Raw genomic sequence first — 18764 nt, 5'->3', positions numbered from 1 at the left:
TCCAGAGAACAAGAAGAGAATTCCAAAGCGCACGAGGCGCCGGACGAGTATCACCACAGGCCGGCCTCCTCGCCATTTCGTGCTGGGCATAAATGAATAGCGGAGACCGGTCTCCGCCGAAAAGCCCGGTGTCGCGCACGGCAAAAAACACAGCGAGGGCAGGTGTGGTTTCAGAGCCGCTCATCGGTGCGGCCTGTTCGGGATGGAAGGTCAAAGGCACAGCGAGGGCAGGTGAGGGTTCGGGGACCGCCCCCGCCGCCGCCTCCGATGGTGACCGAGCCCGGACGTGACCGAGCCCCACCCCCGGGTACCCGTACACCACATTCGCGGACGTGCCCCGGTCACTCAAGCCCGCCACCAGGTTCGATAGCGGAGCGATAAGGCATGGATGTTGGGCGGTCCTACGTTTTCGGACATGAGCACTCCGATTTTTGCGCTTTGCGATGAGTACGTCACCCGCTGGGCGGCACTCGACCCGATCGCGGCAGGTGCCGAGGGCATCGTGTCCGACTTCGTCGCCGCCACCGACCACAGCCCTGCCGGGAGCTCCGCACGGGCCGAGCTGATCCGCACGACCCTCAAGCGTCTCGACGAGCTGGTCCCGACCGGGGAGTCGGACGTCCGGGCGGCCGCCCACCTGCGGGAGCGGCTGGAGGCGGAGCTCGGCTGGCACGACATGGGTGAGCCGCTCCGCTGGGTGGCGGCGCCGTACGGGCTGCCCTACCGGGTGCGCTCCAGCGTCGTCCTCCTCCCGCACGGCAACGATGACGAGTGGCGCGACGTCGCCGCCCGCCTGGCGGCGATCCCCACGATGCTCGCCGGATGGCGGGAGAGCCTGGAGGTCGGCCTGGCCTCGGGCCTGCGGGGCGCTCGCAGGCAGGCGCTGGCCATGGCCGACCAGGCCGACCAGTTCGCCGGCGCGGGCGGGACCCCCCCGGCGCACGACGCCTTCGTCGCCACCTACGGCGAGGGCCCGGTCAAGGAGGAGCTGCTCAGCGCGGCGGCGGCGGCCCACGCCGCGTACGCCGACGCCGGGCGCTACCTGCGCGAGGAGTACGCCCCGAGGGCGGACCAGGCCGACGCGGTGGGCCCCGAGCGCTACGCGGTCGCGGCCAGGATCAGCCTGGGCTCCGACATCGACCTGCGCGAGGCCTACGAGTGGGGCTGGGCCGAGCTGGAGCGCATCGGGACCGAGATGGCCGCCGAGGTCGAGCGGATCAAGCCGGGCGCGACCATCGAGGAGGCCACCGAGATCCTCAACGAGACCCAGGCCGTCGACTCCCTGGAGGAGTACCAGGCCTGGCTGCAGGAACGCCACGACCGGGCCATCGAGCAGCTGAACGGCACCCACTTCGACATCCCCGAGCCGCTGCGGCGGATCGTGGCCGAGGTCGACGTGAGCTCCACCTCCGGCGCGGCCTCCTACAACTCGCCCAGCGAGGACCTGTCGCGGCCCGGCCGCACGCTGTGGCCGGTCGGCGGGCGGACGCGCTTCGCCACCTGGAGCGAGCTGACCACGATCTTCCACGAGGGCGTTCCCGGCCATCACCTGCAGTTCGGCGCGATGCGGATGGCCGAGGACCGCCTGTCCAGGTTCGCCAAGGTCTCCTGGGTGGACGGCCACGGTGAGGGCTGGGGCCTGTACGCCGAGCGGCTGGCCGACGAACTGGGCTGGTTCACCGACCCCGGTACCCGGCTGGGCATGCTCAACTGGTCGGCTCTGCGTGCCGCCCGGGTGGTCATCGACCTGGGCGTCCACCTGGACCTGCCGCTCCCCGACGGCTCGAAGTGGACCTTCGAGAAGGCCTGCGAGGTGCTGCGCGACCGGGGCCGTTGCGAGCCGCACCGGGTCGAGGCCGAGGTGGTGCGCTACTTCGGCTGGCCCGCCCAGGCCATCGCCTACAAGCTGGGCGAGCGGGCCTGGGTACAGGCCCGCGAGGAGGCCAGACTGCGCCAGGGCGACGCCTTCGACCTGCGTGCCTGGCACACCGCCGCGCTGGAGCTCGGACCGGTCGGCCTGTCCAGCCTGGCCGACGCCCTGCGCCGGATCGGCTGATCCTCGGCCCCGCACCTCGTGTGATGTCGCCGGCGGCGGCCGTGGCGGACGACCGGCCGCCGGGCGACATCACACGAGGCGACCCGGCGATCCCGGAGGCGGCCTGCAGCCTGACCACCGACCGCCACAGCGGATGCCTCGATGCCGAGCGGGCCGTACCCGTCGACCAGGCCGACCCGGCATCGCCGAGCCCGGTCGGCGGCTGCCGGATGCGAGCCTGGCCCCTGCGGACCGGTACTGAGAACTGACCTGATGGCTTGTGCCCCCGGGTCGCCGTACGGTGATCTACTGGCAGCACACTCCAGGAAAGGGGACACCGTGAATCGTGGTGTCGACGTCGATGTGACCGTTGATGTCGGAGTCATCGTCCGGGGGTAAGGCGACCGGTCGAGACCCCGCCACCGGCCGGGCCCACCACGACGCCGCCGGGACGCACCTCGGCCAGGACGTCATCACCGCCCTGGAGAAGGCTGCCGGGGAGGAGAAGGCCCGGCGAAGGCGGCCGGCCCGTATACACGTCCTAGATCCCGTCATCAACGGCCGGTGATCCGGATCGAACCGCCGAAAGACTCTGGCTGCGCCGGCCGGTCAGGTCTTCAGGATGGCCGACTCGATGCGCTCGGTGATCCATTGGACGGTCCGGTCCACGCCCCAGCCGAATGTGTCGACGGCGAGGACGAACTGGTCGTGCCTGAAGTGAAAAAAAATGATTTTCGCTGCGTCGTCGAGGGACAACCCCTCGTCGAGGTCGCCTACATCCTGAATCTGCTTAACGATCTGGCGCAGAGCGTCCTGATGCCGTTGGTCGGCCGTCCTGAGAAAGTTTTCGGCCACCGGCGTGCTTGCAGCCGCCCTCGTCACGATGCGGATGATGTCGCCGGACTGCTCGTAGATGGCTACGTACCCCTCGGCCAGCACTTCCATCTTCGCTCGCCCCGAACCGGCGGCCTGGCACGCGGTGATGATGTCCGGCACCAGTTGCCCGGCGGTCCACATGTCCATGAGCGTGCCGAGCAGCCCCTCCTTGCCGCCGCACTGCGCGTACACGGTGGCGGGCGAGACACGAGCCGCCTTGGCGATCTTGCCGACGGTCGTGCCGGCGTAACCGTGCTCCGCGAACAGCCGCCGTGCCGCCTTGACGACGTCCTGCCGGGTCATCTCGGCGTACTGGTCGCGTCGGGTCGGAGGTTGTGCATGGTCTGCCACTGACGCGTTCACTTTTCGATAGGGGTTTCCTGGGTCTCGCTGGAGTCACACTCCAGGGTTTATACTATGGCTATAGGTAGTTGGTTGCGGCTAAACGGCGCAACGCTGGTCGCGCAGGAAACATCTGTCAGCTCGATTGAGGGTGTTGATGGAAGTGGCCGTTTCCACACTGCCCATCACCGCGGACGCGAGGGCTTGCCCGGTACCTGGCACCGCGTTGCGCATGCAGATCCTCGGTCCGTTGCGGCTGTGGCGCGGCGACGTCGAGCTGGACGCCGGACCTCGTCAGCAGGCACACCTGCTCGCCCTGCTCCTGGCCCACGAGGGCCTGCCGATCAGCAAGGTCGAGCTGATCGACTTGATCTGGGGAAAGCAGGCCCCGGGCAGCGCGGTCAACGCCATCCACAAGTACATCGGCGCACTCCGCCGTCTGCTGGAGCCCGATCTGCCCGCCCGGGGAAGCAGCTCGTATCTGCTGAGCCGGGGCAGCGGCTATCTGTGCACGGCCGGTGCCGGAACGCTGGACCTGGCGACCTTCAGGGAGCTGGTGAGGATCGCGAGAAGCGCTCTTGAGCAGGATCGGCGCGAGCGGGCGCTCGACTGCTACGAGCGGGCGCTTCGGCTCTGGCGCGGCCCTGCGGGCGACGGGCTGGCCCTTGAGCCCGAGGCCCTGCCCGTCTTCGCCGGCCTGAACGGTGAATTCTTCAACGCGTGCTCGGCCGCCGCCGGACTCGCCGTGTCGCTGGGCCGGCCCGAGCGTGTGCTCGTGCCATTACAGCTGGCCGCCTCGATGGAGCCGTTGCACGAGCCTGTGCAGGCCGGTCTCATCTCCGTCCTGGGAGCCGCCGGTCGGCAGGCCGAGGCGCTGTCGGCGTTCCGCGCCGTCCGCTCGCGGCTCGCGGAGGACCTGGGCATCGATCCGGGTCCCGTGCTGGAGCAGGCTTATCAGAGGGTGTTGCGACAGGACCTCACGTCCATGAGCACGGTCGTGACGAGCCGCGACGAAAATCTCCGGTCGTCCGCCGCGAGCGCGCCGAGTGCCACCGGCGACGGCCTGGTGGGGCGATCCGAGGAGCTCGCGGTGCTGCGGGAGGCGACGCGGCGCGCCGTGGACGGCAGGGCCGGGCTCGTGCTCATCGAGGGTGAGCCCGGGGTGGGCAAGACCCGCCTGATGGAGGAGGCAGCCCGCGAGGCCGGTGACCGGGACGGTCTCGTCGTCTGGGGCCGCTGCCTCGAAGACGGGGGAGCGCCGTCGATGTGGCCGTGGGTGCACGTGGTCCGTGCCGTCCTGGACGGTGTGGCCGCTCCGGAACGGGAGAGATGGCTGAAGGGCGCGCTCGGCCGCTTTCTGGAACCGCACGACGACGCCCTCACCGGACAGGTGCTGCCGGGCGGCAGCGGCCGCTTCCACCTGTTCGAGAAGGTCATCGCGCTGATCGCCCACGTCTCGGCACGACGGCCGGTCATGGTCGTGGTCGACGACCTGCAGTGGGCGGACGTCGCCTCGCTGCACCTATTCGGTCATCTGGCTTCCCGGTTGCCGACCGGCACCGTGCTGCTCGGGGCACTGCGTGACCGAGCGCCCGTTCCTGGATCAGAGCTGGCGCGGATGCTCGCGGAGGCAAGCCGGTCATCGGGTCACCACCGCCTCGTGCTTGGCCCGCTCGGCTCGCTGGAGGTGGCGGAGCTTGTCCGCCGTGAGATCGGGCGGGCCCCCGGCCTGGACGCCGCCCGGGCGATCCACTCCCGGACCGCGGGCAACCCGTTCTTCGTCCGTGAGCTGGCCCGGCTACTCGCCGGTGGCAGCCCGCTCGCCGAGGACGCCGCGGCGCGCGCCGGCGTTCCCTCGACCGTGCGTGGCGTCGTGCGCGACCGGATGACCGGTCTGGACGACGACGCCAAGGACCTGCTCGAGATCGCCGCGCTGGTCGGCAGGGACGTGGATCTGAGCCTGCTCGCCCGGGTCGCCGATCTCGACATCGCCACCTGCCTCGTCCGCCTGGAATCCGTCGAAGCCCTCGGGCTGCTCGCACCCACGCCGGGGGACCCGTACTCGTTCCGCTTCGTGCACGACCTGGTGCGGGAGTCGATCTCGGAGACGACATCACCTCGGCGCGCGACTCGCCTGCACCTGCGGGTCGCGAACGCGTTGGAGCAGAGCCTCCCCGACGGCGAGTCCGTGCCTGAGCAGGTCGCTCACCATCTGTGGGCGGCCGGACCGCTGGCCGCGCCGGCCCGCACCGCGGCGGCCCTGGCGCGCTCAGGCCGCCGGGCCGCGGCCAGGTCCGCTCTGGAGGCGGCCGAGCAGCAGCTGCGGCTGTCCGCACAGGTGGCACGGAGCGCGGGTCTCGTGGAACCTGAGCTCGCGGCCCTGTCCCAGCTCACCGCGGTCATCGGTATGCGTTCGATGTACGCGGGCGCGGAGCTGAACCTGCTGGAGCGCGCGGAGCACCTGGCCCGGGTCCTGGGCCGGGAGGTGGAGGCCGCCGGGATCCTCTACTCCCGCTGGGCGGCTCTTGCCCAGGGCATCGAACTCGACCGCAGCGGCCCGCTGGCGCGGCAGTTGCTCCAGCAGGGCGAGTCGTCCCCGCACCCGATCGTGCGTACGTACGGACTGCAGGCATGGGGCATCCACCAGTGGGACATCGGCAACATCGGAGAGGCCTACCGCCACCTCAGCCGCTCGGGACAGACCCTCCTGGCCGGCTCCGCGGATCGTGAAGACGCCCCCGTCCAGCACGACCTTCAGCTGCTCATGACCGGGATGCTGGCCGAGGCCACGGCACTGTACGGCGACGTGGCCGGGGCACACACCCTTCTCGACAGGCTGGAGGCCGCCGGCGATGACCGCTACACCGTCACGGTCTGGGCCACCATGAGCGCGAGAACCGCGGCCATCGTCGGCGACCCGGCCGCGGCGCTACGCTCGGCGGAGCGAGGCATCGCCGTAGACCCCGACTTCTCCTACGTCTTCCTCGGCACCTACCAGCGGCTCGCGCGGTGCTGGGCACGGGCGGTCACCGGCGACGACCCGACCGGCGCCGCCACGCAGGCCGAACGCATCATCGAGACGAACCTCCTCAACCCCGTCCGTTCCTGCGTCTCCACCTGGTACGCGCTTCTCGGCGAGATGCGGCTGGCGGCCGGAGAGCCCCAGAAGGCAGCGGCGGCCCTGGACCGAGCCGATCACTACCTGCGCGCCTACGGCCAGCGCTACCAGGAAGGCCTGTTGCTTCTCCTGCACGCCCGGCTGCTGCGAGCGCAGGGAAAACCGAGAGTCATGGTGCGAGCCGCAGCGGAGCAGGCGCGAAGACTGTCGGCCGAGCGCGAGGCGCATCTGTTCGTCCAACGCGCCGACACGTTCCTGGCGCGGCTGGACGGGACGCCGTCCGGCCGCTGACCTTGCGAATCCACAAGGCCGCCCACAAGCTCTACGCCGCTTCCAGTGCGGACACCGAGCTCGTCGAAGTACCCGGAACGCGGCCACAGCGCGCCGTTCGACCGAGGCTGGCGCACTCTCGCCGATGCCGCCCTCGACTGGCTCGCCCGCCGAGGACTTTAGGTTCGGCGCGGTCCCCCGGCCGCACCTTGACCCCGGGCCGAATCAACTGGAAATCCACTGCCTCCTGACAGCATTCGTTGAGCAGGGGGCGACGGGTCCCAAATAAGAATGTGGCCGCGAGCCCTGCTGAAACGAACTTCAACCGAAAGGCCCCCCGTGCAACCACGCGTGTCCGCCGTTGTTTCGGCCGCGGCTCTGGCCGTCATCGGCGCACTCTTCCCCACGACCCCGGCGAACGCAGCGCCTTCCGACTGCGCCGCCGGCACCGCCTGCCTCTTCAAGGATTACGAATTCCAAGGTGAGGTGCTGCGGCTCAGACCGGGCTGCTACAACTTACCGTCACAGTACAACGACACTGCATCGTCGGTTGTCAACAACACGGGGGAGATGCTCACTCTGTATCAGAACTACAACGGGCGCGGTAAATACGTCAACATATGGCCGAATACGTCGGACAATCGACTCGATTATGAGATCATCTACAACGAGGACAACACCTTCTTCGGCTGGAACACCTTCAACGACCGCGCATCCTCCTACTGCCTCCGCTGACAGGTGGAACGGCTCGACAGGAAGGGACCTCATGCGGTCATGTAAATTTTCGATCATCGCGGCCACGGCTCTGGCCGTCGGCGGCACACTTCTCCCGGCGGTCCCGGCGAACGCGGCGCCCTCCGACTGTAACGCAGGCAGGATCTGCCTGTTCACGGACTACAATTTCACCGGCGCCGTATATGAATACATGTATCTGACTCCCCTGCCCGACTGCTTCAACGTGCCGCCGACGCACAACGACAGAGCATCGTCGGTTATCAACAACACGGGTCAGCCGGTCACCCTGCATCAGGACTACCACCAAAACGGAAAATTCATTTTCGTGACACGGGGTGAATCAATAGCCAGGCTGGACGGCGTGCCCATTTACAACCAGAACGCCACCTACTTCGGCTGGAACACTTTCAACGACCGAACGTCCTCCATCTGCGTGGGCTGACAACGAGGCTGTCGGACAGAGGCGTGGCCAAGCGCCTCTGTCCGTCCGTCGCACCAGTGGACCTGAGGAGCCCGGCGTTTTCCGGACACCGCGTCCGTGGACGTCCCCCGTTCAAGGGCATGGCCGCGCCGTCTCCGCCGCCTCCCACCGGGCACGGCCGGGGTCAGCCGGCGGGAGGATCCGCCAGCTGGGTGCGGATCTGGGCGGCGATCGCGGGGGGCATCGTGTCGGCCAGTTCGAGTGCCTCCTCCGAGACGCTCAGCGCCGCCTCGGTCTCGCCGACGGCCGAGTACGCCTCGCTGAGCATGACCAGGACGCGGACCACGTGGAACGGCGCGTCGATCTTGTGGAACAGGCCGAGGGCCTGGTGGAAGCGGCCGATGGCCTGTTCGGTCTGGTCGGTGGCCAGCGCCAGCTCACCGAGGCCGAGCACGACCCGCGCCTCGGCCAGTTTCTCTCCCATGGTGCTCGCCAGTTCCAGGGCGCGCTGGAGCGTGAGGTCGGCCTCGGTGAAGTCGCCCTGGCGCAGCCGCGCGATGCCCAGGCCGTGCAGGGCGTACGCCTCTCCGGTCGGATCCCCGATGTTGCGTACCGTGGTGAGCGTCTGTTCGAAGACCTCGGCCGCCGACGGCAGCTCTCCCGAGCGGAGGTAGGTCTCGCCCAGCCGGTGCAGGACCTGTGCCTCCACGCGGCGGCTGCCGCCGACCCTGCTGAGTTCCAGCGCCTCGCTCAGCAGTAGCTTGGCCGCTTCGAGGTCCTCGCAGTCCAGCCTGATCTGGGCCACACTGTGCAGCACGTAGGCGGAGGCGACCTGGTCATCGGTCCTACGGAAGATCGCCAGTGCGCGTTCGTAGCGTTCCACGGCGTCGTCGAGCCGGCCGCTGATCCGGTCCAGGAAGGCGATGTTGCGGATGACGAGGGCCACGCCGAGGTCGTCGCCCGCCTCCTCGAACAGTTCCGCGGCCGCCTCGAAGTCGCGGCGCGCGTCTCCGAACCGCTGCTCGGCGATGTAGAGCGAGCCGATCGAGTAGAGCATCGCCGCCTGCCCCCTGCGGTCCCCGGCCCGCCGGGCGGCGGCCAGCGCGACCTCGTGGGTCTCCCGCCAGTCGTCGAAGTAGATCCTCGACTCGAACAGGGTCACGGCGCTGATCGCGAGATCCCAGCAGAGCTCGACGAACCCGGCCTGCGCCGCCTGGCGGATCCCCGCGACCAGTGTCAGCCGCTCGCGCTCGTACCAGGGCAGGGGGGCCATGACCAGCTTCTCGACCAGCCGGTCGGGCAGCGACCAGCGCGGGGCTTCGCTGTGCACCTGTACGTAGTCGCCGCCGTACTCGCGGCGGTGCGCCTCCCCGGTCAGGAAGAGCAGCCCGCCGAGCACCCTCTCCAGCGCGGCCTTGCGGTCGGCGACCGCCTCCTCGGTGGCGAGGCGCTCGCGGGCGAAGACGCGGATCAGGTCGTGGAAGCGGTACTGGCCGTGCACGCCGTATCCGGTGTCCGTCGCCTCGATCAGCTGGGTGTCGGCCAGGTCGTCGAGCAGGTCCTGGGCGTCGGAGGGGTTGCTGTCGAGCAGCGCGGCGGCGACCCAGCCGGAGAAGTGCCGGAACTCCAGGATGGCCAGGCGCCTGAACAGCCTCCGCGCGTCCTCGCTGACGCTTTCGTAGGTCAGGGAGATGCTCGCCCTGATGCCCAGGTCCCCGTGTTTGAGCTCGTCGAGCCTGCGGGTCTCGTCTTCGAGCCGGCCCACCAGCTGGTCGATCGTCCAGTGCGGCCGGGCCGCGAGCCTGGCGCCCGCGATGCGCAGCGCCAGCGGGAGGTGGCCGCAGAGGTCCGCCAGCCGGGCCGCCGCCTCGTGCTCGGCCTGCACCCGTTCGATACCCGCGATGCGGGAGAGCAGGTCGACCGACTGCCGCGAGTCGAAGAGGTCCACGTCGAGGTGGGCGGCACCGGGCAGGCCGGCCAGCCGGGTCCTGCTGGTGATTATCACCGCGGCCTCGGGATTGCCGGGAAGCAGGGGCAGCACCTGGCTCTCGCTCCTGGCGTCGTCCAGGACGATCAGCATCCTGCGTCCGGCGAGCAGCGCGCGGTACATCTCCGCCCGCTCGTCCACCCCGTCGGGGATGGCGGCGCCCGGCACGCCCAGCGCCCGCAGGAAGCGTTCGAGCACCTGCCCGGAACCGAGCGGGCGCGACTCCCCTCCGTGCAGGTCGGCGAAGAGCTGACCGTCCTCGTAGCGGCCGGCGACGCTGTGCGAGACGTGCACCGCGATCGTGGACTTGCCGATCCCCGGCTTGCCGACCACGGCGATGATGGGCACGGCGAGTCGCTGCCGGTCCTCCGCGGCGAAGGTGAGCTGGCTGCGGATGGCCTCGACCAGTTTGATCCGGCCGGTGAAGTCCGCGATGTCGGTGGGAAGCAGCCGGGGTACGGCCCGGTGGGCGACCGGCACCTCGTTCGCCTCGCCGTGGCGCTGGAGCTGCTGCGGCTGTTGCTGCTGCCGCTCCGGCGGGTCAAGGCTCTCGTCGGAGGTGAGGATCGCGTACTCGAGTTGCTGCAGGCTCTCGTTGGGCTCGATGCCCAACTCGTCGATCATCGTCTGGCGGGCGCGGCGGTAGACCGTCAGCGCCTCCGCCTGGCGTCCGGAGCGGTAGAGAGCGAGCATCAACTGGCCGCGTAGCCGCTCCCTGAGCGGGTGTTCCTCGACGAGCTCACTGAGTTCGCCGACCAGCTCGTGGTGCCTGCCGAGTTCCAGTTCCAGATCGACGCAGTCCTCGTTGGCGTTGATCCGGCGCTCGGTCAGCCTGCTGACCGCCGCCTGCACGAGCCGGCTCTCCTGGCCGTCGAGGGCGGGGCCCCGCCAGAGGGCGAGCGCGTCCCGGTAGTGTCTGACCGCCTCCTCCGGGTTGCGGTTCTCACGGGCCTGGCGGGCCTGGCTCAGCAGGTTCTCGAAGTTCTGGGAGTCGAGCTGCCCCTCGGTGACCCGCAGGGTGTATCCCTGGGAATGGGTCGCGATGACGTCGAGGTTGCCGTGGGCGGCGAACAGTCGCCGGAGTGAGGAGATACAGATCTGCACCTGCGCGCGCGACGTGCTGGGAAGGTCGTCACCGTAGATCGCGTCGGTCAGTCGCCCGATGGTGACCATGCGATTGGCCTCCAGCAGAAGGCAACCGAGAACCACCTGTTGCCGGGGTGCTCCCAGATCCAGGCGCTGGGAACCGGCCACGACTTCCAGAGGACCGAGGATCCGATACTCCACCCGAATCTCCTTACAGAGTCGCGGCCTGTCCAGGAAATCACCGCATGGTGTTGCGTAAGAGAGACGTCAGGCACCTGACCATTAACTTAAACTCAGGAAAATATATCGAATTTCGGCCGACCGTAACCCCAGACATATAACTCAGTGATCACGACGGGTGATTTTATGTGCATGAACCGCTGTCTGCCCGGGATCATACAACGTCGCTGAGTGGAGAACCAGGGGGTTTTGTTAAGGTCTGGCCTGACTTGCGACTAACGGGTGGGTTTGAGACGCGAAGAAGCGGCCGGGCCTTGGACGGCTCCGACCGCTCCGGCGAATCCCGCCGCCGGCGACCACCGGGCGGGGGTGCGGTTCAGCCCCAGGGAGTGTTGCTGGCGAGCACCACGGTCTCCGGGGATCCGCCGGCGGCGACTGCGGGGAGGACGGCGGTGAGGCCGAGGCATCCCAGGATGGCGGTGGCGGCGATGATGGACCGGAGAGCGTTGGAGCTAGCGAATTTCCGCATTTTCTGCACCTCTTGTCGTGTCTTCCTGGCTGCTGTTCGCCTGTCTGCTTCAAAACGTAGGCAGCCCCCCTATCCAGCCTTTATCCGATCTCTTCTGATCCGACATCCGCCCCATTCGCCGGGAAAAGATAGGGGGCGGTAGCCGATGGATAGCGGGCCGAAAGCGGACGGATAACGCTCCGGTGGAACCTGATGGGACCGAGGTCGCGTGATACAGGTCAAGCGGCCCCGACCAGAAGATGGGTATCCTCACCATGAGCATCGCCACGCAGGCACTTGACGGCGTCTACGGCCGATCCGCGGCCGGTGTCCGAGCTCGCCTGGAGCGAGCCGTGGGCGCGGACTGGCAACAGGTCTCCGAGGGAGAGACCGACATCGAGGGAAACGTAAAAGAATGGATGGACGAGTTCATGGAGCGCGGGCTCTATCGTCTCGTCCTCGCCACCGACCACTATTTCGCCGGGCTTGGCATGACCACCTCCTACCCGGAGGTCACGGTGATGTTCAGAATGCACGACGAGTGCATGCCCTATCACATCCAGGTCGTGCTGGCACCGCACTCGTACACGACGTATTTCGGCGTCCGCGGTTGACTCCGCGAGCGGCGGAGTCCGTTCTCCTGAGGGAAGCGAACATGCCTGTTCAACAATTGGCGGTACCTGGCCCCCACAACTCCGGAGCCGACGAGGGCACGCCCTCGGTCGTCGCCCGCTGCCTGAGCAACTTCCGTCTGGAGGTCGACGGGCAGGCCGTGTCGCACTGGCGCGCCGGCAAGGCCCGGGCCCTGTTCCAGTACCTGCTGGTCAACCGTGACCGGTTCGTCCACCGGGACCGGCTGCACGAGGTGCTGTGGCCGGAGAGAGCGGACCACCACTCCAGCTCGCTCAAGGTGGCCGTGCACGGCGTACGCCGGGTGCTCAACGAGTTCGAGGACCGGGACGGCTTCACCCTGCTCCACCAGAACCACGGCTACCTGCTGCGGACGAACAGCGCGTGGGTGGACATCGAGGAGTTCCAGCGCGCCTTCGACCGGGGCCGGGACGCCTGGGTCGCCAAGGACCACGACACCGCGATCGCCTGGTTCCAGCGCACCGCCGACCTCTACATCGGTGACTTCCTCACCGGCGAGACCGGCGGCTGGATCAACGAGCAGCGGCAGTGGATGCGCGGGACCGCCCTGCGCGCGCTGTCCGCGCTGCGCAGCGAGTCGCTGGAGCGAGAGGACTGGCCGGCCGCGATGCACTGGTGCCGCCGGACCCTCGACGTCGACCCCCACCACGAGGCCACCTACCAGACCCTGATGATGATGCACGGCGAGCTCGACGAGCTCGGCCGCGTCCTGAGCTGGTACGAGGTGTGCCGTCACCGGCTCCGCACCGACCTCGGGGTGGAGCCGAACGAGCGCACCGAACGGCTGCTGGCCGCGCTGATGCGGGGCCGGAGCCGGCCGCCGTTGACCGGCCGGTGACCATGACGACTCCGTCGTGGGAGATGGGATCGCGTTCCGCCGCCTCCGGCCCGGGAGGCTCCGGCACGGACGGGGGGCCTGACCTGGAGCGCCTGCGCGCGGCGGTCGGCGAGTTCGCCGGCTACACCGCGGCCGAGCGGTCCTGGGAACGGCTGCTGCTGGCGACCGGGCCGTGGGTCGACCCGGCGCTCGCGGCCCATCGCCGGGCACTGCTGACCTGGTTGAACGCCTGGGGGTGCCGGCTGCGCTACCCGCGCGAGGGCGAGCCGGACGTCTTCTGCGCGGAGACCGGCGCCTGGTGGGAGCGCTGGCGGGATCGCCTTCCCGGCCGGGACGTCGCACTCGCCCAGCTGGGCGACGTCGAGATCGACGCGGTGGGCGAGTGCTACGCGGACCTCGCGGCGATGCGGGCGGCCCCCGGATCCAGACCCCGCTCGCTGGGGCCGACCGCGGCGACCAAGATGCTGCACGCCCTGCGCCCGCGAGCGCTGATGCCCTGGGACGCCGCCATCGCCGACGCCCTGCACGGTGCCCGCGGCGCCGACGCCTACCGCGCGCACCTGCGGCTGGGCCGCCGGTGGGCGCGGCGCCTCCTCGCGGAGGCCGGTCTCGACGAGGAGGCGCTGGCGGTGCGGCTGGGTCGGCCGGGTCGGCCGCTGGCGAAGATGCTGGACGACTACTGCTATCTGGTGTTCACCGCGACGACCTGACCGGGTGCCGCGGTGACGTTCACCGCGCCCCGGCCAGGCCCTCCTCTCGCCGGTCAGCGCAATGACCTGACCAGGCTTCGCGCGGCCGTGCGGCTCGCGGCGAGCACCGTCTTGCCCGCGCCGCCGCTGCCCCCGGTGAAGGTGTAGACGCCCTTCGCCAGGGGGCGCAGCGACAGCCCGCCCGTGGGGTGGTAGCACTCGACCGCGGTGACGGCCCTGACCTCACCGCCTGGCGGGCGGTACCCGATCCTGGACTCGGCGACATCCAGGATCCTGCTGGTGAGGGCGGGGTCGATCGGCACGGTTCCAGGGGTGATGTCCCATCTGTCGGTGGGCAGCCCGAGCAGGATCCTTCCCTCCGCGTACGTCCTGCCGTACAGGCCGGACGTGTCGTCGACGAACGCGCCGGGATTCCTCCCGGCCGCGGGCCCGAGCACGTACTGGATCACCTTGGTGCGCAGTCCCGCGTCCGACAGGCCGGTGCGGGCGAGCAGGTCCTGGGTCCAGGCCCCCGCCGCCACCACGACGGCGTCGAACCTGGCCGGGCTGCCCTCGGCGGGGCGGACCTCGGCCTCCGCGGTGATCCCGTCGACCTGCCCGTCGGTGACGAACGCGCCCGACCGGGCGAGCTCGACCAGGAGCCGGTCGCGGAAGGCGTTCGGGGAGAGGTAACCCGCGCGTTTCTCGACGACGGCCACGCTTCCCTCGGGCAGCTCGCGGAACGTGCCGCGGCTGCTGAGCTCCTCGCCGCCGATCAGGGAGATCGAGCCGGGCAGCCGGCTGCGCACCAGTTCCACCAGGCCTTCGGTGCCCGGCCCCAGGCCGGGGAGCAGGTACACCGAGCCGGTCTCCCGGTAGGAGGCCCACTGGCGCAGCTCCGGACTCGACTGGAGCTCGGCCAGGCTGTCGGCGGCCTCCAGGCAGAGCGCGGCGTCCGGTTCGAACGCCCTGGTCAGGCCGCCCGAGGCGGAGCTGGCGTCGGCCCGCCTGTGCGGCTCTCCGGTGTACAGGTGGACGGCGCTGCCCCTGATGACCTCGCACAGCCGCCAGGCCAGCATGGCCCCCGCGATCCCACCGCCCACAACAGCGATTCTGAGCATCTCACTCCTCCGTTCATGTCGCCGAGGCGGTCGCAGGCCGCGACTCTTCGGCCTTGTGCGGGTCACGCATGCCGATCAGGCCCGCCACGGTCGCGATCGCGGATACCAGGGCCGCCCACAGCCACACCGAGCGTCCGACCTGGAACCACACCAGGGTTCCGATCACCGGCCCGATCGCGGTGCCGAGCCCGAAGACGCTCTGCATGGCGCCGATGTAGCGGCCGCGGAGCCGCTCGGGGCCGGCCAGCGCGGGGTAGGCGAACGTGGTGGGCCCACCGATGATCTCCGAGAGCGTCCAGACCAGGGTGCCGATCATGAACCAGATCGGCAGCGGGGATATCGCGTAGATCGCGTAACCGACCGAGACCAGGCCGAGGCCGAGCAGCGCGGTCAGCCGGATCGGCCACTTCTGCACGACCTTCGTCATCGCCAGCTCGCAGGTGATGACGATGAAGCCGTTCAGCGAGACGGCCGCGCCGTACCACCACAGGCTGATCCCGGCGGCGGAGATGTCCAGCGGAAGGGTGGCCGTGTACTGGCAGTAGACGATGGAGGTGAGCAGCATCGCGAGCAGGTAGACGCTGTAGCGCCAGTCGGCGAACACCGCGAGGTAGCCGGAGCGGCCCTGCGTCGCCTCCTCCGCCTTCTCCGCCACCGCCTCCTGCTGCTTCGCGACGTACGCGGCGTGTGCCCCGCGCCTGGGCAGCGCGAACATCACGGTGACACCGAAGATCAGTGCCGCGGCGGCCTCTCCCCAGAAGAGCGCGTTGTAGGAGACGGAGAGCAGCGCGGCGCCGATCAGCGGGGCGGCGGTCATGCCGAGGTTCAGGCCGAGCCGGTACATCGCCGTGATCATCACGACCCGGTGCCTCGGCGTCAGCTCGGTCAGCATGGTCTGGGCCGCCGGCCGGTAGAACTGGCCGACCGTGCTGACCATGAAGACCGCGGCGAGCAGCAGCGTGTAGGTCGGGGCGTAGAGGATGGACACGATCAGGGCCGCTGAGCCGCCCATGCTGATCAGCGTGACCGTCCGGGCGCCGAGACGGTCGGAGAGCGATCCGCCGACGAACGAGCCCACCACCGCGCCGGCTCCGTACACGCCCAGCGCGAGCCCCGCCTGGGTGGCGGAGAAGCCCCGGTCGGTCAGGAAGAGCACCAGATAGATCTGGATGAACGCGGCGAGCCTGCTGATGAAGCCGCCGAAGAGCAGCGCCTTGACGGCGCGCGGGGTCTCCCGCAGGGTGACGAACACCCCGTCGTCCGGCTTGTCCGGAGGGCCTGGAGGCATGTTCTTCTCGTTCTCGACAACGGCGGTCACGTGGTTGACCTCACCTTCAGGACGGCCTCGGCGGCGTCCAACGCCGCCCGGCACTCGTCGACGGTCTCTGACAGCGCGGTGGCGTAGGCGATACGCCCCCACAGGGTGCCCTTGGGCGGTGGCGAGACGGTCGCCCCGGGGGCGACCACCACAACCGCCCTGTCGATCTCCGGGGGCAGGCCGGCCTCGTCGAACTCGATCGACTCGATCGTGGTGTCGTCCTCGGCGACGTAGAAGAAACGCACCCCGCCCACGAGCTTGCGCTCGGGGGCGAGCGCGGGGGTACGGCCGCAGGCCACCGCGGCGGCGGCCAGGCCGGGGTTGATCCCGGTGGTGAGCAGCCCGAGGTAGGGGATCATGTCCCCGCCCAGGCGGGCGTTCACCTCGATGACGCGCAGTCCCCTGGAGGAGAGCTTGATCTCGGTGTGGGTGAACCCGTCGGTGAACCCGAGAGCGGTGTGCGTGTCCTGCAGGACGCGGCAGAACTCCGCGTCCTGCAGGAGCGCGTCCTGGGCGTCGACGAAGTGACCCACCTCCTCGCAGTACGGCTCGTAGCCCAGGACCTTCCTGCCGAGGAAGAGCGGGGTCACCACGCCGCCCTGGACGACGGCGTCCACGCTGACCTCTGGGCCGTCGGCGAACTCCTCGACCAGGACGGGGATCTCGTACGTCGCCCCGTCGGGGACCGTCAGCTCGCTGACGAAGGCGAACCGCTCCGCCAGCTCCGCGGGATCCTCGACCCTGATGACGCCCAGGCTGCCACCGAGGCCGCGCGGCTTGAGGATGGCCGGATAGCCGACCTCCTCCGCGGCCCGCAGGGCCTCCTCCAGCGTGGCGACGGCCAGCGACCTGGGCTGCGGCACGCCGAGCGCGTCGAGCGCGACGCGGGTGCGGTGCTTGTCGCGGCAGCGGCGCACCATCTCGGGGTCGCCGCCGGGCAGGCCGAGGGCCTCGGAGACGTACGAGGCGGCCAGGATCCTGGCCTCGTCCCAGCAGAGCACCCCGTGCACGGGTTCGCGGGCGGCCAGCTCCAGTGCGACGCCCGCCATCGCGGGGCCGTCGGTGGTGTCGGCGACCACGGTCCAGCCGGTGACGTACTCCTGCTCCCAGCCGGGTTCGGCGGTCACCAGGAGGTGGATGCGGTATTCGGTGGCGATGGAGCGCAGCAGGTACTCGCGGTAGTGCCGCATTCCCGTCGCGACCACCAGGATCAGCGGCCTGGTGTCGGTGGTCATCTCACGCCTCCTTGGCGGTGGTCACGAGCTCCCGGTCGGAGCCCTGCAGGGTGTCGAAGAACTCCTCGCGGACGGACTCGTCCTCGGTGGGGGCGATCCTGGCGGCCGCGTAGCGCAGCAGCGGTGGCGCCATCATCGAGGTCACGACCGCGACCAGGACGATGACCGTGTAGGACGCGGTGGTGAGCACGCCCAGGCGGAGGCCGACCATCGCGATGATCACTTCGATCACGCCCCGGGAGTTGAGACCCGCGCCCAGGGCCAGGGCCTCCCACTTGGTACGCCTGGCGATGCGCGCCCCGAGGTAGGCGCCGGCGAACTTGGCGGCGATGGCGACGGTCAGCACCACGATCCCCGCCACCAGCACGGGCGGCTTGGCCAGCTCGGTCAGGTCCATCCGCAGGCCCGCCGTGGCGAAGAAGATCGGTGCCAGCACCGCGGCGACGAGCGTCTGCAGCGGGGCCAGCCTGGCGACCTTCAGGTCCGGTGCGGAGCCGACGAGCGCGCCGCAGACGAAGGCGCCGAGGATGGCCTCGAACCCCATCGACTGGGTGGCCGCGGCCGAGAGCAGGATCATGATCGTCACCGCGGCGATGGTGGTGGCGCTCCCGCCCCGGTCGGCGGCGCGCAGCACCCTGGCCACCACCCGGCGGCCGAGCAGGATCGCCACCAGGACGAGCGCGGCGAGCAGCGCGATCGCGGTCAGCGCGGCCTGCCCGGTGCGCGCCCCGGCGGTGGCGAGTGCGGAGACCACCGAGAGCAGCAGCCAGCCGACCACGTCGTCGACGACCGCGCTGCTCAGGATGAGCTGGCCGATGTCGCGGTGGAGCAGGCGCATCTCCATCAGCACCTTGGCGATGACGGGGATGGCGCTGACGCAGAGCGCGACGCCGAGGAAGAGCGCGAAGACCGTGTGGTCGACGCCCTCGGCGATCATCTCGACGGGGGCCAGGAAGCCGATCCCGACGCCGAGGACCAGCGGGATGATCAGTCCCATGCCGCTGATCCAGGCGGCGGTCCTGCCCTGGCGGCGGATGAAGCCGAGGTCCAGGTGCATGCCGGTCAGACCCACCAGCAGCAGGACGCCGAGCTGTCCGACTGCGTCGATCATGTGGAATCTGGCCGGGTCGGTGGGGAGCAGCCAGGCGGAGAAGTCGGGGGCGATGTTGGCGAGCAGCGAGGGGCCGATCAGGATGCCGGCGCTGAGCTCACCGAGCAGGGCGGGCAGCCCGAGCCGGACGGCCAGGCGGCCCAGGACGGTGGCCAGGCCCAGCAGCAGCCCGAGTTGCAGCAGCAGGATCATGAGGTTCTGCGCGGGGATGACGGCGACGGGCGCCACGGCGAGTGGCATTGG

General features: G+C 69.8%; 16 protein-coding genes. 9 read left to right on the top strand and 7 right to left on the bottom strand.

The genetic code is table 11. The features are described 5' to 3' along the window. Window positions 1-415 precede the first annotated feature (415 nt). The 3 genes from AB0J58_RS26550 (at window position 416) to AB0J58_RS26540 (ending at window position 2603) form a co-directional block, all read left to right on the top strand. Window positions 416-2056 (top strand): DUF885 domain-containing protein, encoded by a 1641-nt coding sequence (locus AB0J58_RS26550; protein WP_364220175.1) that lies wholly within the window; start codon window positions 416-418, stop codon window positions 2054-2056. Between the two features lie 23 nt (window positions 2057-2079). Then, window positions 2080-2304, top strand: a complete 225-nt coding sequence (locus AB0J58_RS26545; protein ID WP_364220172.1) for a hypothetical protein — start codon at window positions 2080-2082, stop codon at window positions 2302-2304. Window positions 2305-2408: 104 nt separating this feature from the next. Beyond that, on the top strand, window positions 2409-2603 hold the full coding sequence (locus tag AB0J58_RS26540; protein WP_364220169.1) for a hypothetical protein: 195 nt from the start codon (window positions 2409-2411) through the stop codon (window positions 2601-2603). 41 nt (window positions 2604-2644) lie between these two features. On the opposite strand, the gene AB0J58_RS26535 is transcribed toward AB0J58_RS26540, so the two are convergent. Continuing rightward, entirely contained in the window at window positions 2645-3214 is a 570-nt protein-coding gene (locus AB0J58_RS26535; RefSeq protein WP_364220166.1) for a helix-turn-helix domain-containing protein, read from the bottom strand. Window positions 3215-3410: 196 nt separating this feature from the next. Here AB0J58_RS26535 and AB0J58_RS26530 point away from each other — a divergent pair, with 196 nt between their 5' ends. The 3 genes from AB0J58_RS26530 (at window position 3411) to AB0J58_RS26520 (ending at window position 7818) form a co-directional block, all read left to right on the top strand. Beyond that, entirely contained in the window at window positions 3411-6662 is a 3252-nt protein-coding gene (locus AB0J58_RS26530) for a BTAD domain-containing putative transcriptional regulator (protein ID WP_364220163.1), read from the top strand. Window positions 6663-6992: 330 nt separating this feature from the next. Beyond that, window positions 6993-7376: a peptidase inhibitor family I36 protein gene (locus tag AB0J58_RS26525; protein ID WP_364220160.1), complete on the top strand. Its 384-nt coding sequence runs from the start codon at window positions 6993-6995 to the stop codon at window positions 7374-7376. A 31-nt stretch (window positions 7377-7407) separates the two neighbouring features. Further along, a complete protein-coding gene (locus AB0J58_RS26520) occupies window positions 7408-7818 on the top strand; it encodes a peptidase inhibitor family I36 protein (RefSeq protein WP_364220157.1) in 411 nt (136 codons plus the stop codon). 163 nt (window positions 7819-7981) lie between these two features. On the opposite strand, the gene AB0J58_RS26515 is transcribed toward AB0J58_RS26520, so the two are convergent. Further along, the gene (locus AB0J58_RS26515) at window positions 7982-11071 is read right to left on the bottom strand and encodes a BTAD domain-containing putative transcriptional regulator (protein WP_364220154.1); all 3090 of its coding nucleotides are present in this window, start codon (window positions 11069-11071) and stop codon (window positions 7982-7984) included. A gap of 355 nt (window positions 11072-11426) precedes the next feature. Beyond that, a complete protein-coding gene (locus tag AB0J58_RS26510) occupies window positions 11427-11579 on the bottom strand; it encodes a hypothetical protein (protein ID WP_343965251.1) in 153 nt (50 codons plus the stop codon). A 254-nt stretch (window positions 11580-11833) separates the two neighbouring features. Here AB0J58_RS26510 and AB0J58_RS26505 point away from each other — a divergent pair, with 254 nt between their 5' ends. The 3 genes from AB0J58_RS26505 to AB0J58_RS26495 are packed head-to-tail and all read left to right on the top strand — an operon-like array spanning window position 11834 to window position 13757. Further along, window positions 11834-12172, top strand: a complete 339-nt coding sequence (locus AB0J58_RS26505) for a hydroxyisourate hydrolase (protein WP_326641313.1) — start codon at window positions 11834-11836, stop codon at window positions 12170-12172. Between the two features lie 41 nt (window positions 12173-12213). Continuing rightward, window positions 12214-13047: a BTAD domain-containing putative transcriptional regulator gene (locus AB0J58_RS26500; RefSeq protein ID WP_343965246.1), complete on the top strand. Its 834-nt coding sequence runs from the start codon at window positions 12214-12216 to the stop codon at window positions 13045-13047. Window positions 13048-13070: 23 nt separating this feature from the next. Further along, entirely contained in the window at window positions 13071-13757 is a 687-nt protein-coding gene (locus AB0J58_RS26495; protein ID WP_364220150.1) for a hypothetical protein, read from the top strand. A gap of 53 nt (window positions 13758-13810) precedes the next feature. Here the strand turns inward: AB0J58_RS26495 and AB0J58_RS26490 are convergent, their stop codons facing one another. The 4 genes from AB0J58_RS26490 to AB0J58_RS26475 are packed head-to-tail and all read right to left on the bottom strand — an operon-like array spanning window position 13811 to window position 18761. After that, the gene (locus AB0J58_RS26490) at window positions 13811-14857 is read right to left on the bottom strand and encodes an FAD-dependent oxidoreductase (RefSeq protein ID WP_343965242.1); all 1047 of its coding nucleotides are present in this window, start codon (window positions 14855-14857) and stop codon (window positions 13811-13813) included. Window positions 14858-14870: 13 nt separating this feature from the next. Beyond that, window positions 14871-16175, bottom strand: a complete 1305-nt coding sequence (locus AB0J58_RS26485) for an MFS transporter (protein ID WP_343965240.1) — start codon at window positions 16173-16175, stop codon at window positions 14871-14873. Continuing rightward, the gene (locus tag AB0J58_RS26480) at window positions 16172-17410 is read right to left on the bottom strand and encodes an ATP-grasp domain-containing protein (RefSeq protein ID WP_364220147.1); all 1239 of its coding nucleotides are present in this window, start codon (window positions 17408-17410) and stop codon (window positions 16172-16174) included. The genes AB0J58_RS26485 and AB0J58_RS26480 overlap by 4 nt, the downstream gene beginning before the upstream one ends. Window position 17411: 1 nt before the next feature. Continuing rightward, entirely contained in the window at window positions 17412-18761 is a 1350-nt protein-coding gene (locus AB0J58_RS26475; protein WP_364220144.1) for a cation:proton antiporter, read from the bottom strand. Window positions 18762-18764 lie beyond the last annotated feature (3 nt).

This window comes from Streptosporangium sp. NPDC049644 (genome assembly GCF_040675205.1).
GTDB classification, from domain to species: domain Bacteria; phylum Actinomycetota; class Actinomycetes; order Streptosporangiales; family Streptosporangiaceae; genus Streptosporangium; species Streptosporangium fukuiense.
Note: the sequence above shows the minus strand (reverse complement) of the source record. Positions and strands in the feature narration are given on the sequence as shown.